This window comes from Micromonospora pallida (genome assembly GCF_900090325.1).
Lineage (GTDB): Bacteria > Actinomycetota > Actinomycetes > Mycobacteriales > Micromonosporaceae > Micromonospora > Micromonospora pallida.
The window spans coordinates 7308604-7324596 of sequence record NZ_FMHW01000002.1; the positions used below are offsets into that span (position 1 = coordinate 7308604).

Below are 15993 nucleotides of genomic sequence, written 5' to 3' on the forward strand. Positions count from 1 at the left end.
CCCGGTCGCGTCGAACCCAGGAGCCGTTGCGCTCAGGGCGTAACCCGTCTGCCCAGGGCTAACCGGCCTGGCCGGCCCCGCCCGTCGGGGCGCAGCATCGTCGCCATGCGACTCCTCATCCTCGGTGGCACCCAGTTCCTCGGCCGCGCGGTGGCGCGCCTCGCCCTCGCCCGGGGGTACGACGTCACCTGCGTTGCCCGGGGCGCCTCCGGTGCGCCCGTACCCGGCGTCCGGTTCGTTCCGGTGGACCGGTCCGACCCCGCCGGGCTCGCCCCGCTCGACGGCGAGCGGTTCGACGCGGCGATCGACGTGACCCGGTGGTTGGACCAGGCCCGGCACACCGTCGCCGCCCTCGCCGACCGGGTCGGGCACTGGACCTTCGTCTCCAGCATTTCCGTCTACGCCAGCTTCGCGGCCCCGGGCGGGGGTGTGGCGGACACCCCGCTGCTGCCGCCCGCCCCGGACGGCGTGACCGGTCCCGGACCGGACTTCCAGTGGTACGGCGAGTGCAAGGTCAGCATCGAGAACCTGTACGCGGAGGCGGTCGAGCGGCTCTTCGTCTGCCGGGCCGGTCTGATCATCGGGCCCGAGGACCCGAGCGACCGGTTCCCGTACTGGGTGCGGCGGCTCGCGGCCGGCGGTGAGGTGCTCGCCCCGGGCGCGCCGGACGACCCGGTGCAGTACGTCGACGTCGACGACCTGGCCGCCTGGCTGCTGCACGCCGCCGCCACCGGCGTGACCGGCACCTACGACGGCATCGGCGCGGCGGTGCCCCGGGTGGCGGCGCTGGGCGGGATCGCCGCCGGGGTCGGCTCGCCCGAGCCCCGGTTGACCTGGGTCGACTCGGACTTCCTCCAGGCCCACGAGGTCCGCCCGTGGTCGGGAAAGCGGTCCCTGCCGTTGTGGGTTCCCGGCACGGAGTGGGCTGGTTTTCTCGCCCGGGACGCCACCCCTGCCCTCGCCGCAGGCCTGGTCACCCGGCCGGTGGCCGACAGCGCCCGGGCTACCCTGACCTGGATGGACGCCCACCCGGGGGCCGTCCGGCAGGGTGGACTCGAGCCGGCGGAGGAGGCGGCCATCCTGCGGGAATGGCACGCTGGCGGTAAGGGGTGACCGCTCCCACAGAGTTTTCCCTGATAAGCGGATCGTGGTTGACGCCTACGCTTGATGAAAGTAAGTTTCATCCGTGGCGAAGAGTCCGAAGATTTCCGCAAGGAACGAGCGCGGTGGCTCAGCGCGAAACGAACCGGGCGGTTCTGCCAGTCAGAGTCACGAGCCCGGCGGCCTGATCGTCCACATCAGCGGCCTGCTGCCCTCGCTCTCGCCGGCCGAACAACGGGTCGCCCGTCTGGTCGTCGCCGACCCGGCAGACGCCGCGCGGCGGACCATCACCGACCTCGCCACCGCCGCCGAGACCTCGGAGGCGACGGTGATCCGGTTCTGCCGCTCGGTCGGCATGGACGGTTACCCACAGCTGCGGATCCGGCTCGCCGCCGAGGCGGCGCGCCGGATCGAGCCACCGGACGCGCGGGTCGTCGGGGGCGACATCCCACCCGGTGCCGACCTCGCCCAGATCATCGCCACCATCGCCTTCAACGACGCCCGTGCCGTCGAGGAGACGGCCGAGCAACTCGACCCGGCCATCTGCGAGCAGGTGGTGGAGGCGATCTGCCACGCCGGTCGGGTCGACATCTACGGCGCCGGGGCCAGCGGCTTCGTCGCCTCGGACTTCCAGCAGAAGCTGCACCGGATCGGCCGCACCGCCTTCTACTTCCCGGACGTGCACACCGCGCTCACCTCGGCCGCCCTGCTCGGCCGGGGGGACGTCGCGGTGGGCATCTCGCACACCGGCACGACCTCCGACGTGATCGAGGTGCTGGAGCAGGCGCGCGCCCAGGGCGCGGTCACCGTCGCCCTGACCAACTACCCCCGGTCGCCGATCACCGAAGGTGTGGATTTCGTCCTCACCACGGCGGCCCGCGAGACGACCTACCGCTCCGGGGCGATGGCCAGCCGCCTCGCCCAGCTCACCGTGGTCGACTGCCTCTTCGTCGGGGTCGCCGCCCGCAACCGCGCCCGGGCCCGGAAGGCCCTGGAGGTCACCGCCGACGCGGTCCGCTCGCACCGCGTCGGCTCCACCCGGAGGAAGGCATGACCACCGACCAGGTGCCGTCCGAGGTTCGACCGACGGTGCGGGTGGGGGCGCCGACGGAACGTCGCAACCCACTCAGCGCCGATCTCGACCTGATGTCCACCCGGGACATGCTCGAGGTCATCAACCAGGCGGACCAGCAGGTGCCGGTAGCCGTGGGCGCGGTGCTCGACGAGATCGCCGCCGTGGTCGACCTTGCGGTGACCGCGCTGCGCAACGGGCGGCGGGTGCACTACTTCGGCGCGGGCACCTCGGGCCGCCTCGGGGTGCTCGACGCGGTCGAGCTGATTCCCACCTTCAGCTCTCCCCGGGACTGGTTCTGCGCCCACCTCGCGGGCGGCCAGGACGCCATGTGGCAGGCGGTCGAGAACGCCGAGGACAGCCACCCGGCCGGGGCCGCCGAGGCGACCGGCTGTGTGGCCGCCGGGGACGTCGTGGTCGGCGTGGCGGCCAGCGGGCGCACCCCGTACGTTCTCGGGGCGCTGGCCGCGTCCCGGGCCCGGCAGGCCGCGACGGTGCTGCTCTGCGCGAACCCGGAGGCCGAGGCGGCCCGGGACGTGGACGTCTTCATCGGGGTCGACACCGGTCCCGAGGTGGTGACCGGGTCGACCCGGATGAAGGCGGGCACCGCGCAGAAACTGGTGCTGAACGCCTTCTCCACCGCCGTGATGGTCCGTCTCGGTCGGGTCTACTCGAACCTGATGATCGACGTGGTGGCCACCAACGCCAAGCTCCGGGGACGGATGATCACGATCCTGGTCGAGGCGACCGGGTGCGACGAGGAGATCTGCCGGCAGGCCCTGGACGCGGCCGACGGTGACCTGAAGACCGCCCTGGTCTCGCTGGTGTCCGGCGCCGACGTGGCGGCGGCCCGGGTGGCGCTCGCCCGCTCCGCCGACCAGGTACGCGGCGCGCTCGCCCTGCTCGCCGGCTGACCGCCGGGCGGCCCACCCCGGCGGTCAGCCGGGGTGCCCACCCGATCGGGATACTTCACCGGGCGCCGGGGTATCTATCCGGGCGTGGATGAACCGACCGCTCAGTCCGTGCGTCTGTCACAGTGACCGGAATCGCAGCTCGCTGGTGATGTGCGTCGCTGTGCGCGGAAGGTGCCCGATGGTGCCATGTCATAGGGGCGTCAGATCGCGCCGCAGCGCCGCGCCGTGCCCGCCGACGACCATCCGGCGGGGTGCTGACAGCAAACGTAGACCTTGCTTTCAGCTAGCACTCAGGCACTCGTGACAGTTTCGACTCATGACATGGAATCCCCGACGCGTCCCATCTGTTGTGTAGGTGTCAGGACCGGTGGGCACAGCGGAGATTACGGGGGAGGGCTGATGGACGTGGGGATGGCAAGGAACCGGGCAACCGGCGCGAGCGAGGGGACCGTGGGTAACGTGGACAAGAACATCGGCATGCGAACCGACGAGGTTGCCGAGGAGCGCGACCTGGTCGGAGTCTACCTTCACGAGATCTCCCGGACGCCGCTGCTGGACGCCGCCAAGGAGGTCGACCTCTCCAAGGCGATCGAGGCAGGTCTCTACGCCGAGCACCTGCTCGCCGAGGACCGGGTCCCCGAGGGCGTAAACCGGGACGACCTCGAGCGGATCGTCGTCGAGGGCGAGCGGGCCAAGGACCTGTTCATCCGGGCGAACCTGCGGCTGGTCGTGTCGATCGCCCGCCGCTACGTCCGGTCCGGGATGCCCATGCTGGACCTGATCCAGGAGGGCAACACCGGCCTCGTGCGCGCGGTCGAGAAGTTCGACTACGAGCGGGGCTACAAGTTCTCCACCTACGCGACCTGGTGGATCCGCCAGGCGATCAGCCGGGCGATCGCCCAGCAGGAGCGCACCGTGCGACTGCCGGTGCACCTGGTCGAGGATGTCAACCGGATGCGCAACGTGGCCCGTCAGCTCACCCGTGAGCTGGGTAGCGACCCGGAGCCGGAGCAGGTCGCGGCCGCGCTCGGCGTCACCGTCGAGCGGGTCAACGAGCTGATCCGCTGGTCGCAGGACACCGTCTCGCTGGACACCCCGGTCGGTGACGACGGGGACACCAACCTCGGTGACCTGGTGGCCGACAGCGATGCCCCCTCGCCGGAGGAGATCGTCCTCACCGGGTTGGAGCGGCAGCGCATCGAAGGCCTGCTCAACCACCTGGACGACCGGTCCGCCGGCATCATGCGGGCCCGGTACGGCCTGGAGGACGGGCGGGAGCACTCGCTGACCGAGGTCGCGTCGCGCTTCTCGCTCTCCCGCGAGCGGATCCGACAGCTCGAGATCCAGGCGCTCGGCCGGCTGCGTGAGCTGGCCCGGGCGGAAGGGCTCCAGGCGGCCTGACCCCCGCCCGAACAACAGGCGAGCACCGCGTTCGCCCGACAGGCGAGCAACCGCGTTCGCCCGCCCGAACGACAGGCGAGCAACCGCGTACGGCCGGCGTCCGGAAGGGGGACGCCGGCCGTCCCGCGTTCGGGCGGACTCAGCGCACCCGGCCGTAGCCGTACGGGGACATCAGGTCGACGGCCCGAATCTCGACGTTCCGGCCGAAGGTCGGGGCGTGGATCACCTTCCCGTCGCCGACATAGAGCGCCACGTGCCCGAGACCCCGGTAGAACACCAGGTCACCGGGGCGCAGACTGGCGCGGCTGACCCGGGCGGTGGCGTTCCACTGCATCGCCGCGTTGTGCGGCAGCGACTTCCCGGCTGCCCGCCAGGCGGCCAGGGTCAGCCCGGAGCAGTCGTACCCGTTCGGACCGTCGTCACCCCACCGGTACGGCTTGCCGAGCGCCCCGTAGGCGTACCGGACGGCGACGCCGGCCTGACCGGAGACCGCGGGCGTCTTCGGCCTGGCAGTCGGTGGCGCGGGCTTCTCGGTGGCCCGCCCGTACGCCTGTCGGCGCAGCTCGTAGAGGCGGCTCAGGTCACGCTCGATCCGCTTCTTCCCGGCGGCCAGCTCCCGCGACTGGGCGGCCTGCCGGGTCAGGGTGGCCTCCAGCCGCGTCCTGGCGTCGACCAGCCGCTGGCGGTCCGCGCCGAAGTCGGCGACCTGCGCCTCCCGCTGACGGGCGACCTGGTCGAGGGTGCCCAACCGGGCGAGCAGGACGGACCGGTCACCGCTGCGCAGCAGCACCTCCGCAGTGGTCAGCCCGCCGGTCTTGTACGCGGTCACCGCGTACCGGTCCACGTCGGCGCGCCCCTGCGCCACCTGCCGCTCCAACGGTCCGATTCGGGCGGTCAGCTTCGCCACCGCCGCCCGGTTCGCCTTGATGTCCTCGTTGAGCTTGTTCCAGGACTCGACGACCCGTTCCAGCTCGGTCGAGGTGCGTTCGATCCGCTGGGTCAACTCGGCCGGTGTCGGCTCCGCCCGGGCCACCGTGCCCGGGGCGAGCAGGACGGCGACCAGACCGCCGACCACCAAGCAGCGCAGCAGGTTCCGAGGCGACGACAACACGAGGGGCGAATCCTCTCCCGAGAACAAAGCGTTGTGGTGGTAGCAGGGGTCCCTTGTTACTCATTAATGAGTAACAAGGGACCCCTGCTACCACAAGGCGGAGATGGGGGTCAGCCGGCGACCGGCTGGGGGGTGCGCGTGTCCGTGGTGACCCAGCGGCCGACCCGGCGCTCGGCGTAGAACGAGACGAACGGCACGGTGCCGGCGAGCATCACCAGCGCCATCCGCTTCAACGACCAGTCGGCCCGACGGGACAGGTCGAACGCGGCGGCCAGGTACACCATGTAGAGGAAGCCGTGGGCCGGCCCGATCGTCTCGACCACGACCGGTTCGTCGAACCCGTACTTCAGTGGCATCCCGATCACCACGAGCAGGATCAGCACCACGCCCACGATCCAGGCGATCACGCGGTACCGGGTAAGGGCTGCGCCCACGGTCCTTCCGTCCTTCCGCCCGGCTCAACCGGGGTAGTCACCGGGTCGCGCGCCCGGGTTGGCGGTCAACCACGACAGGTAGCGGTTGTACTCGGTCAGGTCGGCGTCCTCGCCGTCGTCGGCCGGTACGGCCGTCCGGGCGACCCGCACCGGGCGGCGTACCACCGGGGTGGTGGACGCCGGGGACGACGGCCCGGCGGTGGCCGGTCCACCGCCCGCCGCGGCCGTGACCGGCTGCCCCGACGCCGCCGTGACCGGCTGCTCCAAGGCCGCTGTGACAGCCGGATCGGCGGGGTCTTCCGCAGTCGACGCGGCGCGCAGCGTGTGCCGGATCTCGCGCCACCAGACGAAGACCACGAAAGCCGCGAAGATCGGCCACTCCACCGCGTACGCCCAGCTCAGCGTGTTGCCGGCGGCGGCCCGGCTGATCTGCCACCAGCCCAGCCCGCAGAACCCGACGACCAGCGCGACCATGGCCACGTGGCGGACGATCCACGCCGGTGTCCAGAGCCGCTTCATGGCATCGAGGGTACCGGGCCGGTCCGGTGTCTCCGACGCCACGTCGTAGTGCCGTGCCGGGCGGGTGGTTTGGTGCCCCCCGGTGTGGGCATCCGTCTAGCTGCCAGCCCAAACGAGATCAGGGGGGCGACGATGACCGGATCGGTACGACAGAACGGGTTTCCGCAGGCCGGGGCGACCGAGGCCAGTCCCGAGCAGCGACTACCGGAGTGGGACGGCGACCACCTGCACGACATGGCCGTCACCGACGGGGGAGCCGAGGCCGAACTGCTCGGGGTCGACCCGACCGAACTGGGTGACGAGGACCTGATCCGCGAGATGCACAGCCTGCACCGGACCCGACTGGACACGCTGCGCCACGCGGCGGACTCCGCGCTCGCCACCCACCTGCGGCGTACCGCCGAGTTGGAGACGGAGTACCTGGCGCGCCACCCCGGCCGCGAGGTCGACCCGAGCCGGCTGCGGGACGTCTGATGGCGGCACATGTCGAGCGGGGCATGTCCGCCGAGCCCGAGGTGGTCTTCAACACCGCCACCGACCCCGACCGGGCGTCGGCCTGGCTCCCGGAGCCGCTGCTCACCGACGGCGCCGAGCGGCCGGAGGTCGTGCCGGACGAACTACGCGCCCGGTGGGGCGGCGGCTCCGAACCGGGATGGTCGGCCGAGATCCGGGTCGAATCGGAGGACGCGGGCGGAGCCCGGGTCCGGCTCGAGCTGACCGGCGGTGCCGACCACCAGGCCACCGACGCGTTGGCCGGCGAGGTCCTGGACAACCTCGCCCGCGAGGTGGACGAGAACCTCGCCGCAGGCTGACCGCCCCGCGCCGACCCACCGTCCGGGCATGGTCGTCGGTGCGGGCCGCCGCGAGCCACGCCGGTCCGCCGGATCGGCGTGGCGGACGTATCGAGGCAAGGAGAACCTGGTGACGCAGAGCGGCCTGAAGGACAGGGTGGCGCGGTTGCGCCGGGCGTACGCGCCGCACGAACACCGGCCGCTGGGCGGTTACCTCGCGGCGATGGGCACCTACGCCGGGGTCGCCGGGGCGCTCGCCGCCCTGGTCAAGGCCACCGGCCGACCGGTTCCGGAGCGGCCGGCGACCGTCGACGTGGTGCTGCTGGGCATCGCCACCCACAAGCTGAGCCGGCTGCTCTCCAAGGACGCCGTGACCAGCCCGCTGCGCGCTCCGTTCACCCGCTACGACCGGCCGAGTGGCAGCGGTGAGGTGATGGAGCAGGTACGGGACTCGGGCAGCTCCACCCGGCACGCGATAGGCGAGCTGCTGAGCTGCCCGTTCTGTCTGGCCGTCTGGGTGGCCACCGGACTCACCGGCGGGCTCGTCCTCGCGCCCCGGACGACCCGGCTGGTCGCCACCGCGCTGACCGCGGTCGCCGCCTCCGACTTCCTCCAGATGGCGTACGCCATCTCGCAGCAGGCCGCCGAGGGCGGCAAGCAGGAGGAGGACTGACACCCCGTCGATCATGAAGTTGTGGCGCCAGGATTGGTGGCGATTGTGAGCTTTGTGCGGTGCCTCAACTCCATGATCGACGAGGTGTCTGCCGGGGTGCCGGGGGCCGGGTGGGACGGGGTGGTCAGCGTTGCATGCCGGACCAGCCGGTCGGTGACTCCGGCTCCCGGTCCTCCTCGTCCTCGCCGGTGATGATGTCCCGGTCGACGGCGGTACGGTCGTGCTCGGTGGCGAAGTCGGGATCCGGGGTGGTGTCCACTTCCTCGGTCGGCTGACCGAGTGCGGTCGGCCGCTTCGGCTTGTCGTCCGGGTCACTCATGGTCGCTGTCGTCCTCTCCGTGGTCGGCTGCTCGCTGTCCTGAGCGTGATCGGGCCGTGGGCCGCGCCTCAGGCCGCCGAGCCGCCGAGCAGGTCGGCCGCCTCGTCCATCGCGTACTCGCCCTGGGGCAGCGCCGAGATCCGGGTCAGCAGTTCGGCGGGAAGCTCGGCGGCCACCGCCCGGCGCTGGATCTCGGCCTGACTGATCCGTTCCTGCCCGTGGTAGATATCGTCGAGCAGGTCGTCGATCATCCGGCTGCCTGGTTCGTCGGTCACGGCGATCGGCTACCCGTGCCGGAATCGGTCAAACGTCACGACCACCCCGTCCGCTGTCGCGGGACCCCGCGGCGACCGTCGGCGAAAGGCGGGGCGTGGTCGCAGGTCGCCGACGAACGGGCCGCCGCGCGCGGGCAGTGGTCCGGAGGCCGAGGCCGTCCGGGACGTGGACGTAACGGGCCGCCGCGCGCGGGGCAGTGGACGTGACCCAGGCCACATTCGGTTCCGGAACACCCCGGCCACCCCGGTGGTTGACTGAGGTGTCGGTGTGTCCAGTGTCCCCGGGCCTCACCAATATGCCTTCGCGGAATACCGTCCGGCTGGAGCCGCGTCGCGCCACTCGCCGAGAGGCGACCTGCACACCGACACCAACGCCGCCCCGGGCATTGCCCGGGGCGGCGTTGTCTTCTCAGGCGGGCGTGGGCAGGGCGGTCGGAGAGGTGTGGGCGCGGCGGGCCCGGACGGCACCGGCCAGGGTCTCCAGCACCTCGGCGGTGTCCTGCCAGCCGATGCAGGCGTCGGTGATCGACTGGCCGTAGGTCAGTTCCTGCGTCGGGTGCAGGTCCTGCCGCCCCGGCTCCAGGAACGACTCCAGCATGATCCCGACGATGCCGCGCTGACCGGCGGCGAGCTGCGCGGCCACGTCCGCCGCGACCACCGGCTGGCGACGGTGGTCCTTGCCGCTGTTGTCGTGGCTGGCGTCGATCACCAGCCGTTCTGGCAGGTTCGCCGCCCCGAGCTGGGCCAGCGCGGCGGCCACCGAGTCGGCGTCGTAGTTCGGCAGGCCCTTGCCGCCACGCAGCACCAGGTGCCCGTCGGCGTTGCCCCGGGTGTGCAGGATGGCCGGCGTACCGGAGACGTCGATGCCGGGGAAGACGTGCGGCACCCCGGCGGCGCGGATCGCGTCCACCGCCGTGCCGATGCTGCCGTCGGGGCGGTTCTTCATCCCGATCGGCATGGACAGGCCGGAGGCGAGCTGCCGGTGCACCTGGCTCTCCACCGTACGGGCGCCGATCGCGCCCCAGGCCACCGTGTCTGCGATGTACTGCGGGGTGATCGGGTCGAGGAACTCGCAGCCCACCGGGAGGCCGAGCCGGAGCACGTCGAGCAGGAGCGCCCGGGCGAGCCGCAGGCCCCGGTTGACGTCACCCGAACCGTCCAGGTCCGGGTCGTTGATCAGGCCCTTCCAGCCCACCGTGGAGCGCGGCTTCTCGAAGTAGACGCGCATCACCACCAGCAGGTCGTCGGCGTGCCGCTCGGCCGCCTCACGCAGCCGGTGGGCGTAGTCGAGAGCGGCGACCGGGTCGTGCACCGAGCACGGGCCGACCACGACCAGCAGCCGGTCGTCGCTGCGGTCGAGCACCCGGCTGACCGTCCGGCGGCCGGTGAGCACCGCCGAGGTGAGCGTGGCGTCCAGGGGAAGCTCGTGGTGCAGCAGGGCCGGGGTGGTCAACGGCACGATGCGCTCGATCCGTTGATCGATGACGCGGCCGGTGTCCGGGGTCGTCACGGTGAAGGTTCCTTCCGCCGACCAACTCCCGGGGCCGGCGCCCGGGACCGAGCCGGCTGCTCGTAGGCAAGGGGGCAGGGGGACCGCGTGGTCCCCGCCTGGCCGGCTCGGAGAGTGGTGACGTCAGCTCATGGTCGAGTCACCGGCTCCTGAGCCGGCTGGCTAAACCATCGATACGAGCGCGTCACGCCGACCACCCTACCCGACGGATCGGGCCGGAGCCGGGTTTTGTGTTCCAGTATTCGAGAAGGAGTGTGTTCCGGGGCACTGGTACGTGCGTCGTGGTGCCGGCGGAGCCTGTCGTCGGGGCGTACCGGATGGTGGGACGCGGACCCGGCGGGGCGGCTTGGTGGAGCGGCCATCGGGGTACCAGGGCCGCCATGAGCGACCAGACGATCGACCAGGACCGGGTGGCGTCCCGCGCCGGACACCTGCTGCCCGAGGAACGGGCGGCGGGCAGCGATGACCCCCAGGCGCAGGCCGCCGCCATCCTCGCCGAGTCGGACCTCCGGGAGGCGGGCCGCAACGCCGCCCCGGACACCACGCTGGAGCGGCGTACCTCGGACGAGACGGTGACCGCGAACGAACCGCCGGACTGACCGGCCGCGCCGGCTCGGGGAGATGCGCACGCAGGCGCCGACGATGCCGCACGTAGCCGGCGACGATGCCGCACGCGGGCGATGTCAGCTCGCGGTGGCGCAGTGTCTCGCGGTGGCGCGGTGTCTCGCGGTGGCGCAGTGGGACGCCCGCCGCCGGGGATCGCCGCGTGCCGGGCCGGTAGGCACCTGATCGGCAGGGGTGATCGGATAGCGTCGTGCCATGCCCGACAGCGGTTACCCCTGGCCGATCGAGACGACCCGACTGGACAACGGCCTGCGCGTGGTGGTGAGCGAGGACCGCACCGCCCCGGCGGTCGCGGTGAACCTCTGGTACGACGTCGGCTCCCGGCACGAGCCGGCGGGTCAGACGGGATTCGCCCACCTCTTCGAGCACCTGATGTTTGAGGGGTCGGTGAACGTCGCCAAGACCGAACACATGAAGCTGATCCAGGGTGCCGGTGGTTCGCTGAACGCCACCACCAACCCGGACCGGACCAACTACTTCGAGACCGTCCCGGCCGAGCACCTGGAACTGGCGTTCTGGCTGGAGGCCGACCGGATGGGCGGCCTGGTGCCGGCGCTGACCCAGGAGACGCTGGACAACCAGCGTGACGTGGTCAAGAACGAGCGGCGACAGCGCTACGAGAACGTTCCGTACGGCGACGCCTGGCTGCGGCTGCTGCCGATGCTCTACCCGCCCGGGCACCCGTACCACCACGCCACGATCGGCTCGATGGCCGACCTGAACGCCGCCGACCTGGCTACCTTCCAGGACTTCCACCGCACCCACTACGCGCCGAACAACGCGGTGCTGACCGTGGTCGGCGACGCCCGCGTCGCCGAGGTCTTCGCGCTGGCCGAGCGGTACTTCGGGGCGATCCCGTCGCGTGCCGACATCCCGCCCGCGCCGGACGGCCGCACGGTCGCCGGCGCCGGGGAGCCGGTCCGGGAGGTGGTCACCGCTGACGTTCCCGCGCCGCGCGTGTACCTCGCGCACCGCACGCACCCCTTCGGCAGCCCCGGGTACGACGTGGTGACCGTCCTGGCCACCGTGCTCGGCAGCGGTCGGGGCAGCCGCCTCTACCAGCGCCTCGCCGACGGGGAGCGGATCGCCCAGCCCGACCTGGTGGGCGCGTACGGGGTGGACCTGGCGCACGCGCCCGCCCCGCTGATCGCCACCGCCACCGCCCGCCCCGGCGTGACCGCCGACCGCCTCGAGGCCGGACTGGCCGAGGTGGTCGACGAGCTGGCCACCGTGCCGGTCACCGCCACTGAGCTGGACCGGGCCAAGGCGCTGCTCACCACGGCCTGGTGGCGGCAGATGTCCACCGTCGACGGCCGGGCCGACACGCTGAGCCGGTACGCCACGCAGTTCGGTGACCCCGCCCGGGCCGCCGAGCGGCTGCCGGGCTGGCTCGCGGTCACCGCGGACCAGATCGCCGAGGCCGCCGCCGAGGTGCTCGCCGCCCGTGACCGGGCGGTCCTGACCTACCTGCCCAAGGAGGGCGCGTGAGCTCCGCCGCCACCCCCGGGCCCGCAGTCGTGAACGGAAGGACGCCCCGATGAGCCTGATCGCCGTACGCCCGGGTCCGGGGGTCGCCCGCCCGTACCGGTTCCCGACGGTGACCCGCCGGACGGTGGCCGGTGGGCAGGTCGTCGCCGCACACCTGCCCGGGCAGAACCTGGCGGTGGCGTTGCTGCTGCTCGACGCCGGGGCCGCCCGGGAACCGCTCGGCCGGGAGGGGCTCGGCGGGGTGCTCGCCAAGGCCGTCGAGGAGGGTACCGCGCAGCGGGACGCCACCGCGTACGCGCTGGCCATCGAAGCCCTCGGCACCGAGCTGGTGATTGGGCTGGACTGGGACTCGTTCCAGGTCAGCGTGCAGGTGCCGGTGGACCGGCTGAGCGCCGCCGTGGAACTGCTCGCCGAGGCGGTCCGCACCCCGCGCCTAGACCCGGCCGACATCCTGCGGGTCCGCGACGACGAGGCGACCGCGCTGCGGATGGACTGGGCGAACCCGGGCCCGCGCGCCGACGCGGTGCTCCGCGCCGACCTGTACGGCGCGGACGTCCGGCACGGCCGTCCGATGTACGGCGACCCGGACTCGGTGGCCGGGCTCGACGTCGACGACGTGCGGGTCTTCCACTCCGAGTGGTTCCTCCGGCCGGGCACCCTGGTCGTCGCCGGTGACCTCGAACGGATCGACCTGGACGCGCTCGGCGCGGCGGCCTTCGCCGGTGCCGGTGGCGGCCCGGCCCCGCAGGAGGGACCGGTCCCGCTGACCCTGCGGGAGGGACGGCGGATCCTGCTGGTCGACCGTCCCGGGTCGGTGCAGTCGACGCTGCGGCTCGGCCACCCCTCCCCGCACCGGGCGCACCCGGACCACGTGCCGACGACCCTCGCCGGGACGGTCCTCGGCGGGGCCTTCACCTCCCGGCTCAACCACCTGATCCGCGAGGTGCACGGCTACACGTACGGCATCCGGGGCGACTTCGCCACCTCCCGCCGGTTCGGCCGCTTCGCGGTCGCCTCCGGGGTGCAGACCGCGGTGACCGCCCCCGCGCTTGTCGAGGCGGTGGGGGAGATCGCGCGTACCCAGCTCACCGGGGTGACCGAGGAGGAGTTGGCGGTGGCCCGCTCCTGGCGGGCCGGGCAGCTCTCGGTCGAGTTGCAGTCCCCCCGGGCGATTGCCTCCGCCCTGACCACCCTGGTGGTGCACGGGCTGCCCGACGACTACCACGCCCGGCTGCGGGAGTCGCTGCTCTCCGCCGACGTCGAGCAGGTCTCCGCGGCAGCCGCCGCGCACCTGCGCCCCGAGGCGCTGACCCTGGTGGTGGAGGGCGACGCGGCGGTCATCCGCGACGAGTTGGTGGCCACCGGCCTCGGCGAGGTGGTCGACGCCACGCTCTGACCGCCGCCGAGGCTGCTGCTGGCGGTGTGACGTGCGTCGTCCGGGGTCCGGGCCGTGGGAAAGCGTTCCCGGTCCGGCCCCCGGCCTGGGTAGCCTCGCCCACATGAGGATCGGCATTGTGGGCGCCACCGGCCAGGTCGGTGGGGTCATGCGGCAGGTGTTGGCGGACCGGCGCTTCCCGGTGGACGAGCTGCGACTGTTCTCCTCGGCCCGGTCGGCGGGGCGCTCCCTGCCGTGGGGCGACGGCGAGATCACCGTCGAGGACGCGGCCACCGCCGACTTCCGGGGCCTGGACATCGTGCTCTTCTCGGCCGGCAAGGGCACGTCGAAGGAGTTCGCCCCCCGGGTCGCCGAGGCCGGGGCCGTGGTGATCGACAACTCGTCGGCGTACCGGATGGACCCGGACGTGCCGCTGGTGGTGGCGGAGGTCAACCCGCACGCCGCCACCGTCCGCCCGAAGGGCATCATCGCCAACCCGAACTGCACCACGATGGCCGCGATGCCGGTGCTGCGTCCGCTGCACGCCGAGGCCGAACTGCTCAGCCTGGTCGTCGCCACCTACCAGGCGGTCTCCGGTGCCGGGCTGGCCGGCGTGGCCGAGCTGGACGAGCAGGTCCGCAAGGTGGTCGGTGAGGCGACCGCGCTGACCCACGACGGCCGCGCCGTCGAGTTCCCCGCGCCCCGGTCCTTCGCCGAGCCGATCGCCTTCAACGTGCTCCCGCTGGCCGGCTCGATCGTCGACGACGGGTCCGGCGAGACTGACGAGGAGCAGAAGCTGCGCAACGAGAGTCGCAAGATCCTCGAAATCCCCGGGCTGAAGGTCTCCGGCACCTGCGTACGGGTGCCCGTCTTCACCGGTCACTCGTTGCAGATCCACGCGCGCTTCGCCCGGCCGATCACCCCGCAGCGCGCCCGTGAGCTGCTCGCCGACGCCCCGGGCGTGACGCTCGCCGACGTACCGACCCCGTTGCGGGCCGCCGGACAGGACCCGACGTACGTGGGCCGGATCCGGGCCGACGAGACCGTCGAGCACGGACTGGCGTTCTTCTGCTCCAACGACAACCTGCGCAAGGGCGCCGCGCTGAACGCCGTCCAGATCGCCGAGCTGGTCGCCGCCGAACGCGCCTGACCCCGAACGCGCCCGCACACCGAGCGCCCGCGCCTGAGACGCCGAGCGCCCGCGCGCCGAGCCGGCCCCGTGGCCACCCGCCGCCCCACGGTGGGTGGCCACGCTCGTACCCGGGGTCACCCTCCTCCGGCGGCGCGCGAGGTCGATCGTGTTGGATGGGACGCGGTAACGGGCCGACCGCGACGTTGGAGGAGATCCGTGACGGACGCCGAGCGCGAGAGCAAGCTGTTGGACACCATCGCCGCCCACTCGCTGGGGGTGCTGGCCACGATCCGACGGGACGGCAGTCCCCAGCAGTCCACCGTGGTCTACAGCTTCGACCGGGACGAGCGCCTGATCCGCGTCTCGGTGACCAGGACCCGGGCCAAGACGGCGAACCTGCGCCGTGACCCCCGGGGCAGCTTCCACGTCAGCATCGGGGACGGCTGGACGTACACGGCGGCGCAGGTCCGGGCCGAACTGACCGGGGTGGCCACCGACCCGCACGACGAGGTGGTCGAGGAACTCGTCGGGCTGTACCGCGCGGTGCGGGGCGAACACCCGGACTGGGACGACTATCGCCGCGCGATGGTGGAGCAGGGCCGCATGGTGCTGCGGCTGCGTGTCGAGCGGGTGGTCGGCATCCCCGCCCGGGACTGACCCCCGCCCGGGACTGACCCCCGCCCGGGACTGACCCCCGCCCGGGACTGGCCCCCGCCCGGTCTCGGCCTGCCTCCTGCTCCGGCCCTGCTCCGGCCCCGGCCTGCCTCCGGCTCCGGGGTGTTACCCCGGGGCGGGGCCGGGTAGACGGCGGGCCGACACCGGAGAGAGGGAGGCACCATGACTACCGTCGGAGAATTCATGACGACCCGTCTGGTGACCATGGACGCCAACGACACGCTCACCGCGGCGGCCCAGGAGATGCGCGACAGTGCCATCGGGGACGTGGTGGTGACCGACGGTGACAAGGTCGTCGGTATCGTCACGGACCGGGACATTACGGTACGGGGGGTGGCCGCGCAGCGGGACCCGGACCGCACCACGCTGCGCCAGATCACCAGCACCGACCTGATCACGGTCAGCCAGCACGACGACGCGGTGGCCGCGACCGACCTGATGCGGACCTATGCCGTACGCCGACTGCCGGTAATGGAGGACGGCCGGCTGATCGGGCTGGTCTCCATCGGCGACCTCGCGGTCGAGCGGGAGCCACAGTCGGTGCTGGCCGACATCAGCGCGGACGACCCGAACAACTGA

At 72.6% G+C, this 15993-nt stretch carries 19 protein-coding genes; 13 read left to right on the forward strand and 6 right to left on the reverse strand.

The genetic code is table 11. The annotated features are described in order from the left end of the window. Positions 1-105 precede the first annotated feature (105 nt). The 4 genes from GA0074692_RS31420 (at position 106) to GA0074692_RS31435 (ending at position 4488) form a co-directional block, all read left to right on the forward strand. A complete protein-coding gene (locus GA0074692_RS31420; RefSeq protein ID WP_091651428.1) occupies positions 106-1113 on the forward strand; it encodes an NAD-dependent epimerase/dehydratase family protein in 1008 nt (335 codons plus the stop codon). Positions 1114-1285: 172 nt separating this feature from the next. Continuing rightward, entirely contained in the window at positions 1286-2155 is an 870-nt protein-coding gene (locus GA0074692_RS31425) for a MurR/RpiR family transcriptional regulator (RefSeq protein ID WP_091654385.1), read from the forward strand. Continuing rightward, the gene (gene murQ / locus GA0074692_RS31430; protein ID WP_091651432.1) at positions 2152-3087 is read left to right on the forward strand and encodes an N-acetylmuramic acid 6-phosphate etherase; all 936 of its coding nucleotides are present in this window, start codon (positions 2152-2154) and stop codon (positions 3085-3087) included. Before GA0074692_RS31425 ends, murQ begins: the two co-directional genes overlap by 4 nt. A gap of 411 nt (positions 3088-3498) precedes the next feature. Beyond that, positions 3499-4488, forward strand: a complete 990-nt coding sequence (locus tag GA0074692_RS31435) for a sigma-70 family RNA polymerase sigma factor (RefSeq protein WP_176738634.1) — start codon at positions 3499-3501, stop codon at positions 4486-4488. A gap of 139 nt (positions 4489-4627) precedes the next feature. Here the strand turns inward: GA0074692_RS31435 and GA0074692_RS31440 are convergent, their stop codons facing one another. The 3 genes from GA0074692_RS31440 to GA0074692_RS31450 all read right to left on the reverse strand — a co-directional run bounded on the left by GA0074692_RS31440 (position 4628) and on the right by GA0074692_RS31450 (position 6552). Continuing rightward, a complete protein-coding gene (locus GA0074692_RS31440) occupies positions 4628-5596 on the reverse strand; it encodes a C40 family peptidase (RefSeq protein ID WP_091654387.1) in 969 nt (322 codons plus the stop codon). 113 nt (positions 5597-5709) lie between these two features. Next, positions 5710-6033 carry a DUF3817 domain-containing protein gene (locus GA0074692_RS31445; RefSeq protein WP_091651439.1) on the reverse strand — a complete coding sequence of 108 codons (324 nt, stop codon included), beginning with the start codon at positions 6031-6033 and terminating at the stop codon, positions 5710-5712. 24 nt (positions 6034-6057) lie between these two features. Further along, on the reverse strand, positions 6058-6552 hold the full coding sequence (locus tag GA0074692_RS31450) for a hypothetical protein (RefSeq protein WP_091651443.1): 495 nt from the start codon (positions 6550-6552) through the stop codon (positions 6058-6060). A gap of 132 nt (positions 6553-6684) precedes the next feature. Between GA0074692_RS31450 and GA0074692_RS31455 the strand changes: the two genes are divergently transcribed. From GA0074692_RS31455 to GA0074692_RS31465, 3 genes are all read left to right on the forward strand, one after another. Beyond that, positions 6685-7026 (forward strand): DUF6158 family protein, encoded by a 342-nt coding sequence (locus tag GA0074692_RS31455; protein WP_091651448.1) that lies wholly within the window; start codon positions 6685-6687, stop codon positions 7024-7026. After that, positions 7026-7364, forward strand: coding sequence for an SRPBCC family protein (locus GA0074692_RS31460; protein ID WP_091651452.1), 339 nt, complete (start codon positions 7026-7028; stop codon positions 7362-7364). The genes GA0074692_RS31455 and GA0074692_RS31460 overlap by 1 nt, the downstream gene beginning before the upstream one ends. A gap of 109 nt (positions 7365-7473) precedes the next feature. After that, complete coding sequence (locus GA0074692_RS31465; RefSeq protein WP_245730539.1) at positions 7474-8016, forward strand: DUF1360 domain-containing protein; 543 nt, start codon at positions 7474-7476, stop codon at positions 8014-8016. 124 nt (positions 8017-8140) lie between these two features. Here the strand turns inward: GA0074692_RS31465 and GA0074692_RS31470 are convergent, their stop codons facing one another. From GA0074692_RS31470 to GA0074692_RS31480, 3 genes are all read right to left on the reverse strand, one after another. Further along, positions 8141-8335 carry a hypothetical protein gene (locus tag GA0074692_RS31470; protein WP_091651459.1) on the reverse strand — a complete coding sequence of 65 codons (195 nt, stop codon included), beginning with the start codon at positions 8333-8335 and terminating at the stop codon, positions 8141-8143. 68 nt (positions 8336-8403) lie between these two features. Beyond that, positions 8404-8586, reverse strand: a complete 183-nt coding sequence (locus GA0074692_RS31475) for a hypothetical protein (protein ID WP_091654389.1) — start codon at positions 8584-8586, stop codon at positions 8404-8406. 433 nt (positions 8587-9019) lie between these two features. Continuing rightward, the gene (locus GA0074692_RS31480; RefSeq protein ID WP_091651462.1) at positions 9020-10120 is read right to left on the reverse strand and encodes a 3-deoxy-7-phosphoheptulonate synthase; all 1101 of its coding nucleotides are present in this window, start codon (positions 10118-10120) and stop codon (positions 9020-9022) included. A 380-nt stretch (positions 10121-10500) separates the two neighbouring features. Here GA0074692_RS31480 and GA0074692_RS31485 point away from each other — a divergent pair, with 380 nt between their 5' ends. From GA0074692_RS31485 to GA0074692_RS31510, 6 genes are all read left to right on the forward strand, one after another. After that, positions 10501-10719 carry a hypothetical protein gene (locus tag GA0074692_RS31485; RefSeq protein ID WP_091651465.1) on the forward strand — a complete coding sequence of 73 codons (219 nt, stop codon included), beginning with the start codon at positions 10501-10503 and terminating at the stop codon, positions 10717-10719. Between the two features lie 220 nt (positions 10720-10939). After that, complete coding sequence (locus GA0074692_RS31490) at positions 10940-12232, forward strand: M16 family metallopeptidase (protein WP_091651467.1); 1293 nt, start codon at positions 10940-10942, stop codon at positions 12230-12232. 49 nt (positions 12233-12281) lie between these two features. Beyond that, positions 12282-13628: a M16 family metallopeptidase gene (locus GA0074692_RS31495; protein WP_091651471.1), complete on the forward strand. Its 1347-nt coding sequence runs from the start codon at positions 12282-12284 to the stop codon at positions 13626-13628. 103 nt (positions 13629-13731) lie between these two features. Then, positions 13732-14757: an aspartate-semialdehyde dehydrogenase gene (locus GA0074692_RS31500; protein WP_091651474.1), complete on the forward strand. Its 1026-nt coding sequence runs from the start codon at positions 13732-13734 to the stop codon at positions 14755-14757. A 198-nt stretch (positions 14758-14955) separates the two neighbouring features. Then, positions 14956-15396, forward strand: coding sequence for a PPOX class F420-dependent oxidoreductase (locus GA0074692_RS31505; protein WP_091651477.1), 441 nt, complete (start codon positions 14956-14958; stop codon positions 15394-15396). Between the two features lie 180 nt (positions 15397-15576). Next, positions 15577-15993, forward strand: a complete 417-nt coding sequence (locus GA0074692_RS31510) for a CBS domain-containing protein (RefSeq protein ID WP_091651482.1) — start codon at positions 15577-15579, stop codon at positions 15991-15993.

What these genes read in the sequence shown, in the direction of transcription:
- GA0074692_RS31420 (WP_091651428.1), top strand. Translation starts at nt 106, where the DNA reads ATGCGACTCCTCATCCTCGGTGGCACCCAGTTCCTCGGCCGCGCGGTG.
- murQ (WP_091651432.1), top strand. Translation starts at nt 2,152, where the DNA reads ATGACCACCGACCAGGTGCCGTCCGAGGTTCGACCGACGGTGCGGGTG.
- GA0074692_RS31435 (WP_176738634.1), top strand. Translation starts at nt 3,499, where the DNA reads ATGGCAAGGAACCGGGCAACCGGCGCGAGCGAGGGGACCGTGGGTAAC.
- GA0074692_RS31450 (WP_091651443.1), bottom strand. Translation starts at nt 6,552, where the DNA reads ATGAAGCGGCTCTGGACACCGGCGTGGATCGTCCGCCACGTGGCCATG.
- GA0074692_RS31455 (WP_091651448.1), top strand. Translation starts at nt 6,685, where the DNA reads ATGACCGGATCGGTACGACAGAACGGGTTTCCGCAGGCCGGGGCGACC.
- GA0074692_RS31460 (WP_091651452.1), top strand. Translation starts at nt 7,026, where the DNA reads ATGGCGGCACATGTCGAGCGGGGCATGTCCGCCGAGCCCGAGGTGGTC.
- GA0074692_RS31470 (WP_091651459.1), bottom strand. Translation starts at nt 8,335, where the DNA reads ATGAGTGACCCGGACGACAAGCCGAAGCGGCCGACCGCACTCGGTCAG.
- GA0074692_RS31475 (WP_091654389.1), bottom strand. Translation starts at nt 8,586, where the DNA reads ATGATCGACGACCTGCTCGACGATATCTACCACGGGCAGGAACGGATC.
- GA0074692_RS31485 (WP_091651465.1), top strand. Translation starts at nt 10,501, where the DNA reads ATGAGCGACCAGACGATCGACCAGGACCGGGTGGCGTCCCGCGCCGGA.
- GA0074692_RS31490 (WP_091651467.1), top strand. Translation starts at nt 10,940, where the DNA reads ATGCCCGACAGCGGTTACCCCTGGCCGATCGAGACGACCCGACTGGAC.
- GA0074692_RS31495 (WP_091651471.1), top strand. Translation starts at nt 12,282, where the DNA reads ATGAGCCTGATCGCCGTACGCCCGGGTCCGGGGGTCGCCCGCCCGTAC.
- GA0074692_RS31500 (WP_091651474.1), top strand. Translation starts at nt 13,732, where the DNA reads ATGAGGATCGGCATTGTGGGCGCCACCGGCCAGGTCGGTGGGGTCATG.
- GA0074692_RS31510 (WP_091651482.1), top strand. Translation starts at nt 15,577, where the DNA reads ATGACTACCGTCGGAGAATTCATGACGACCCGTCTGGTGACCATGGAC.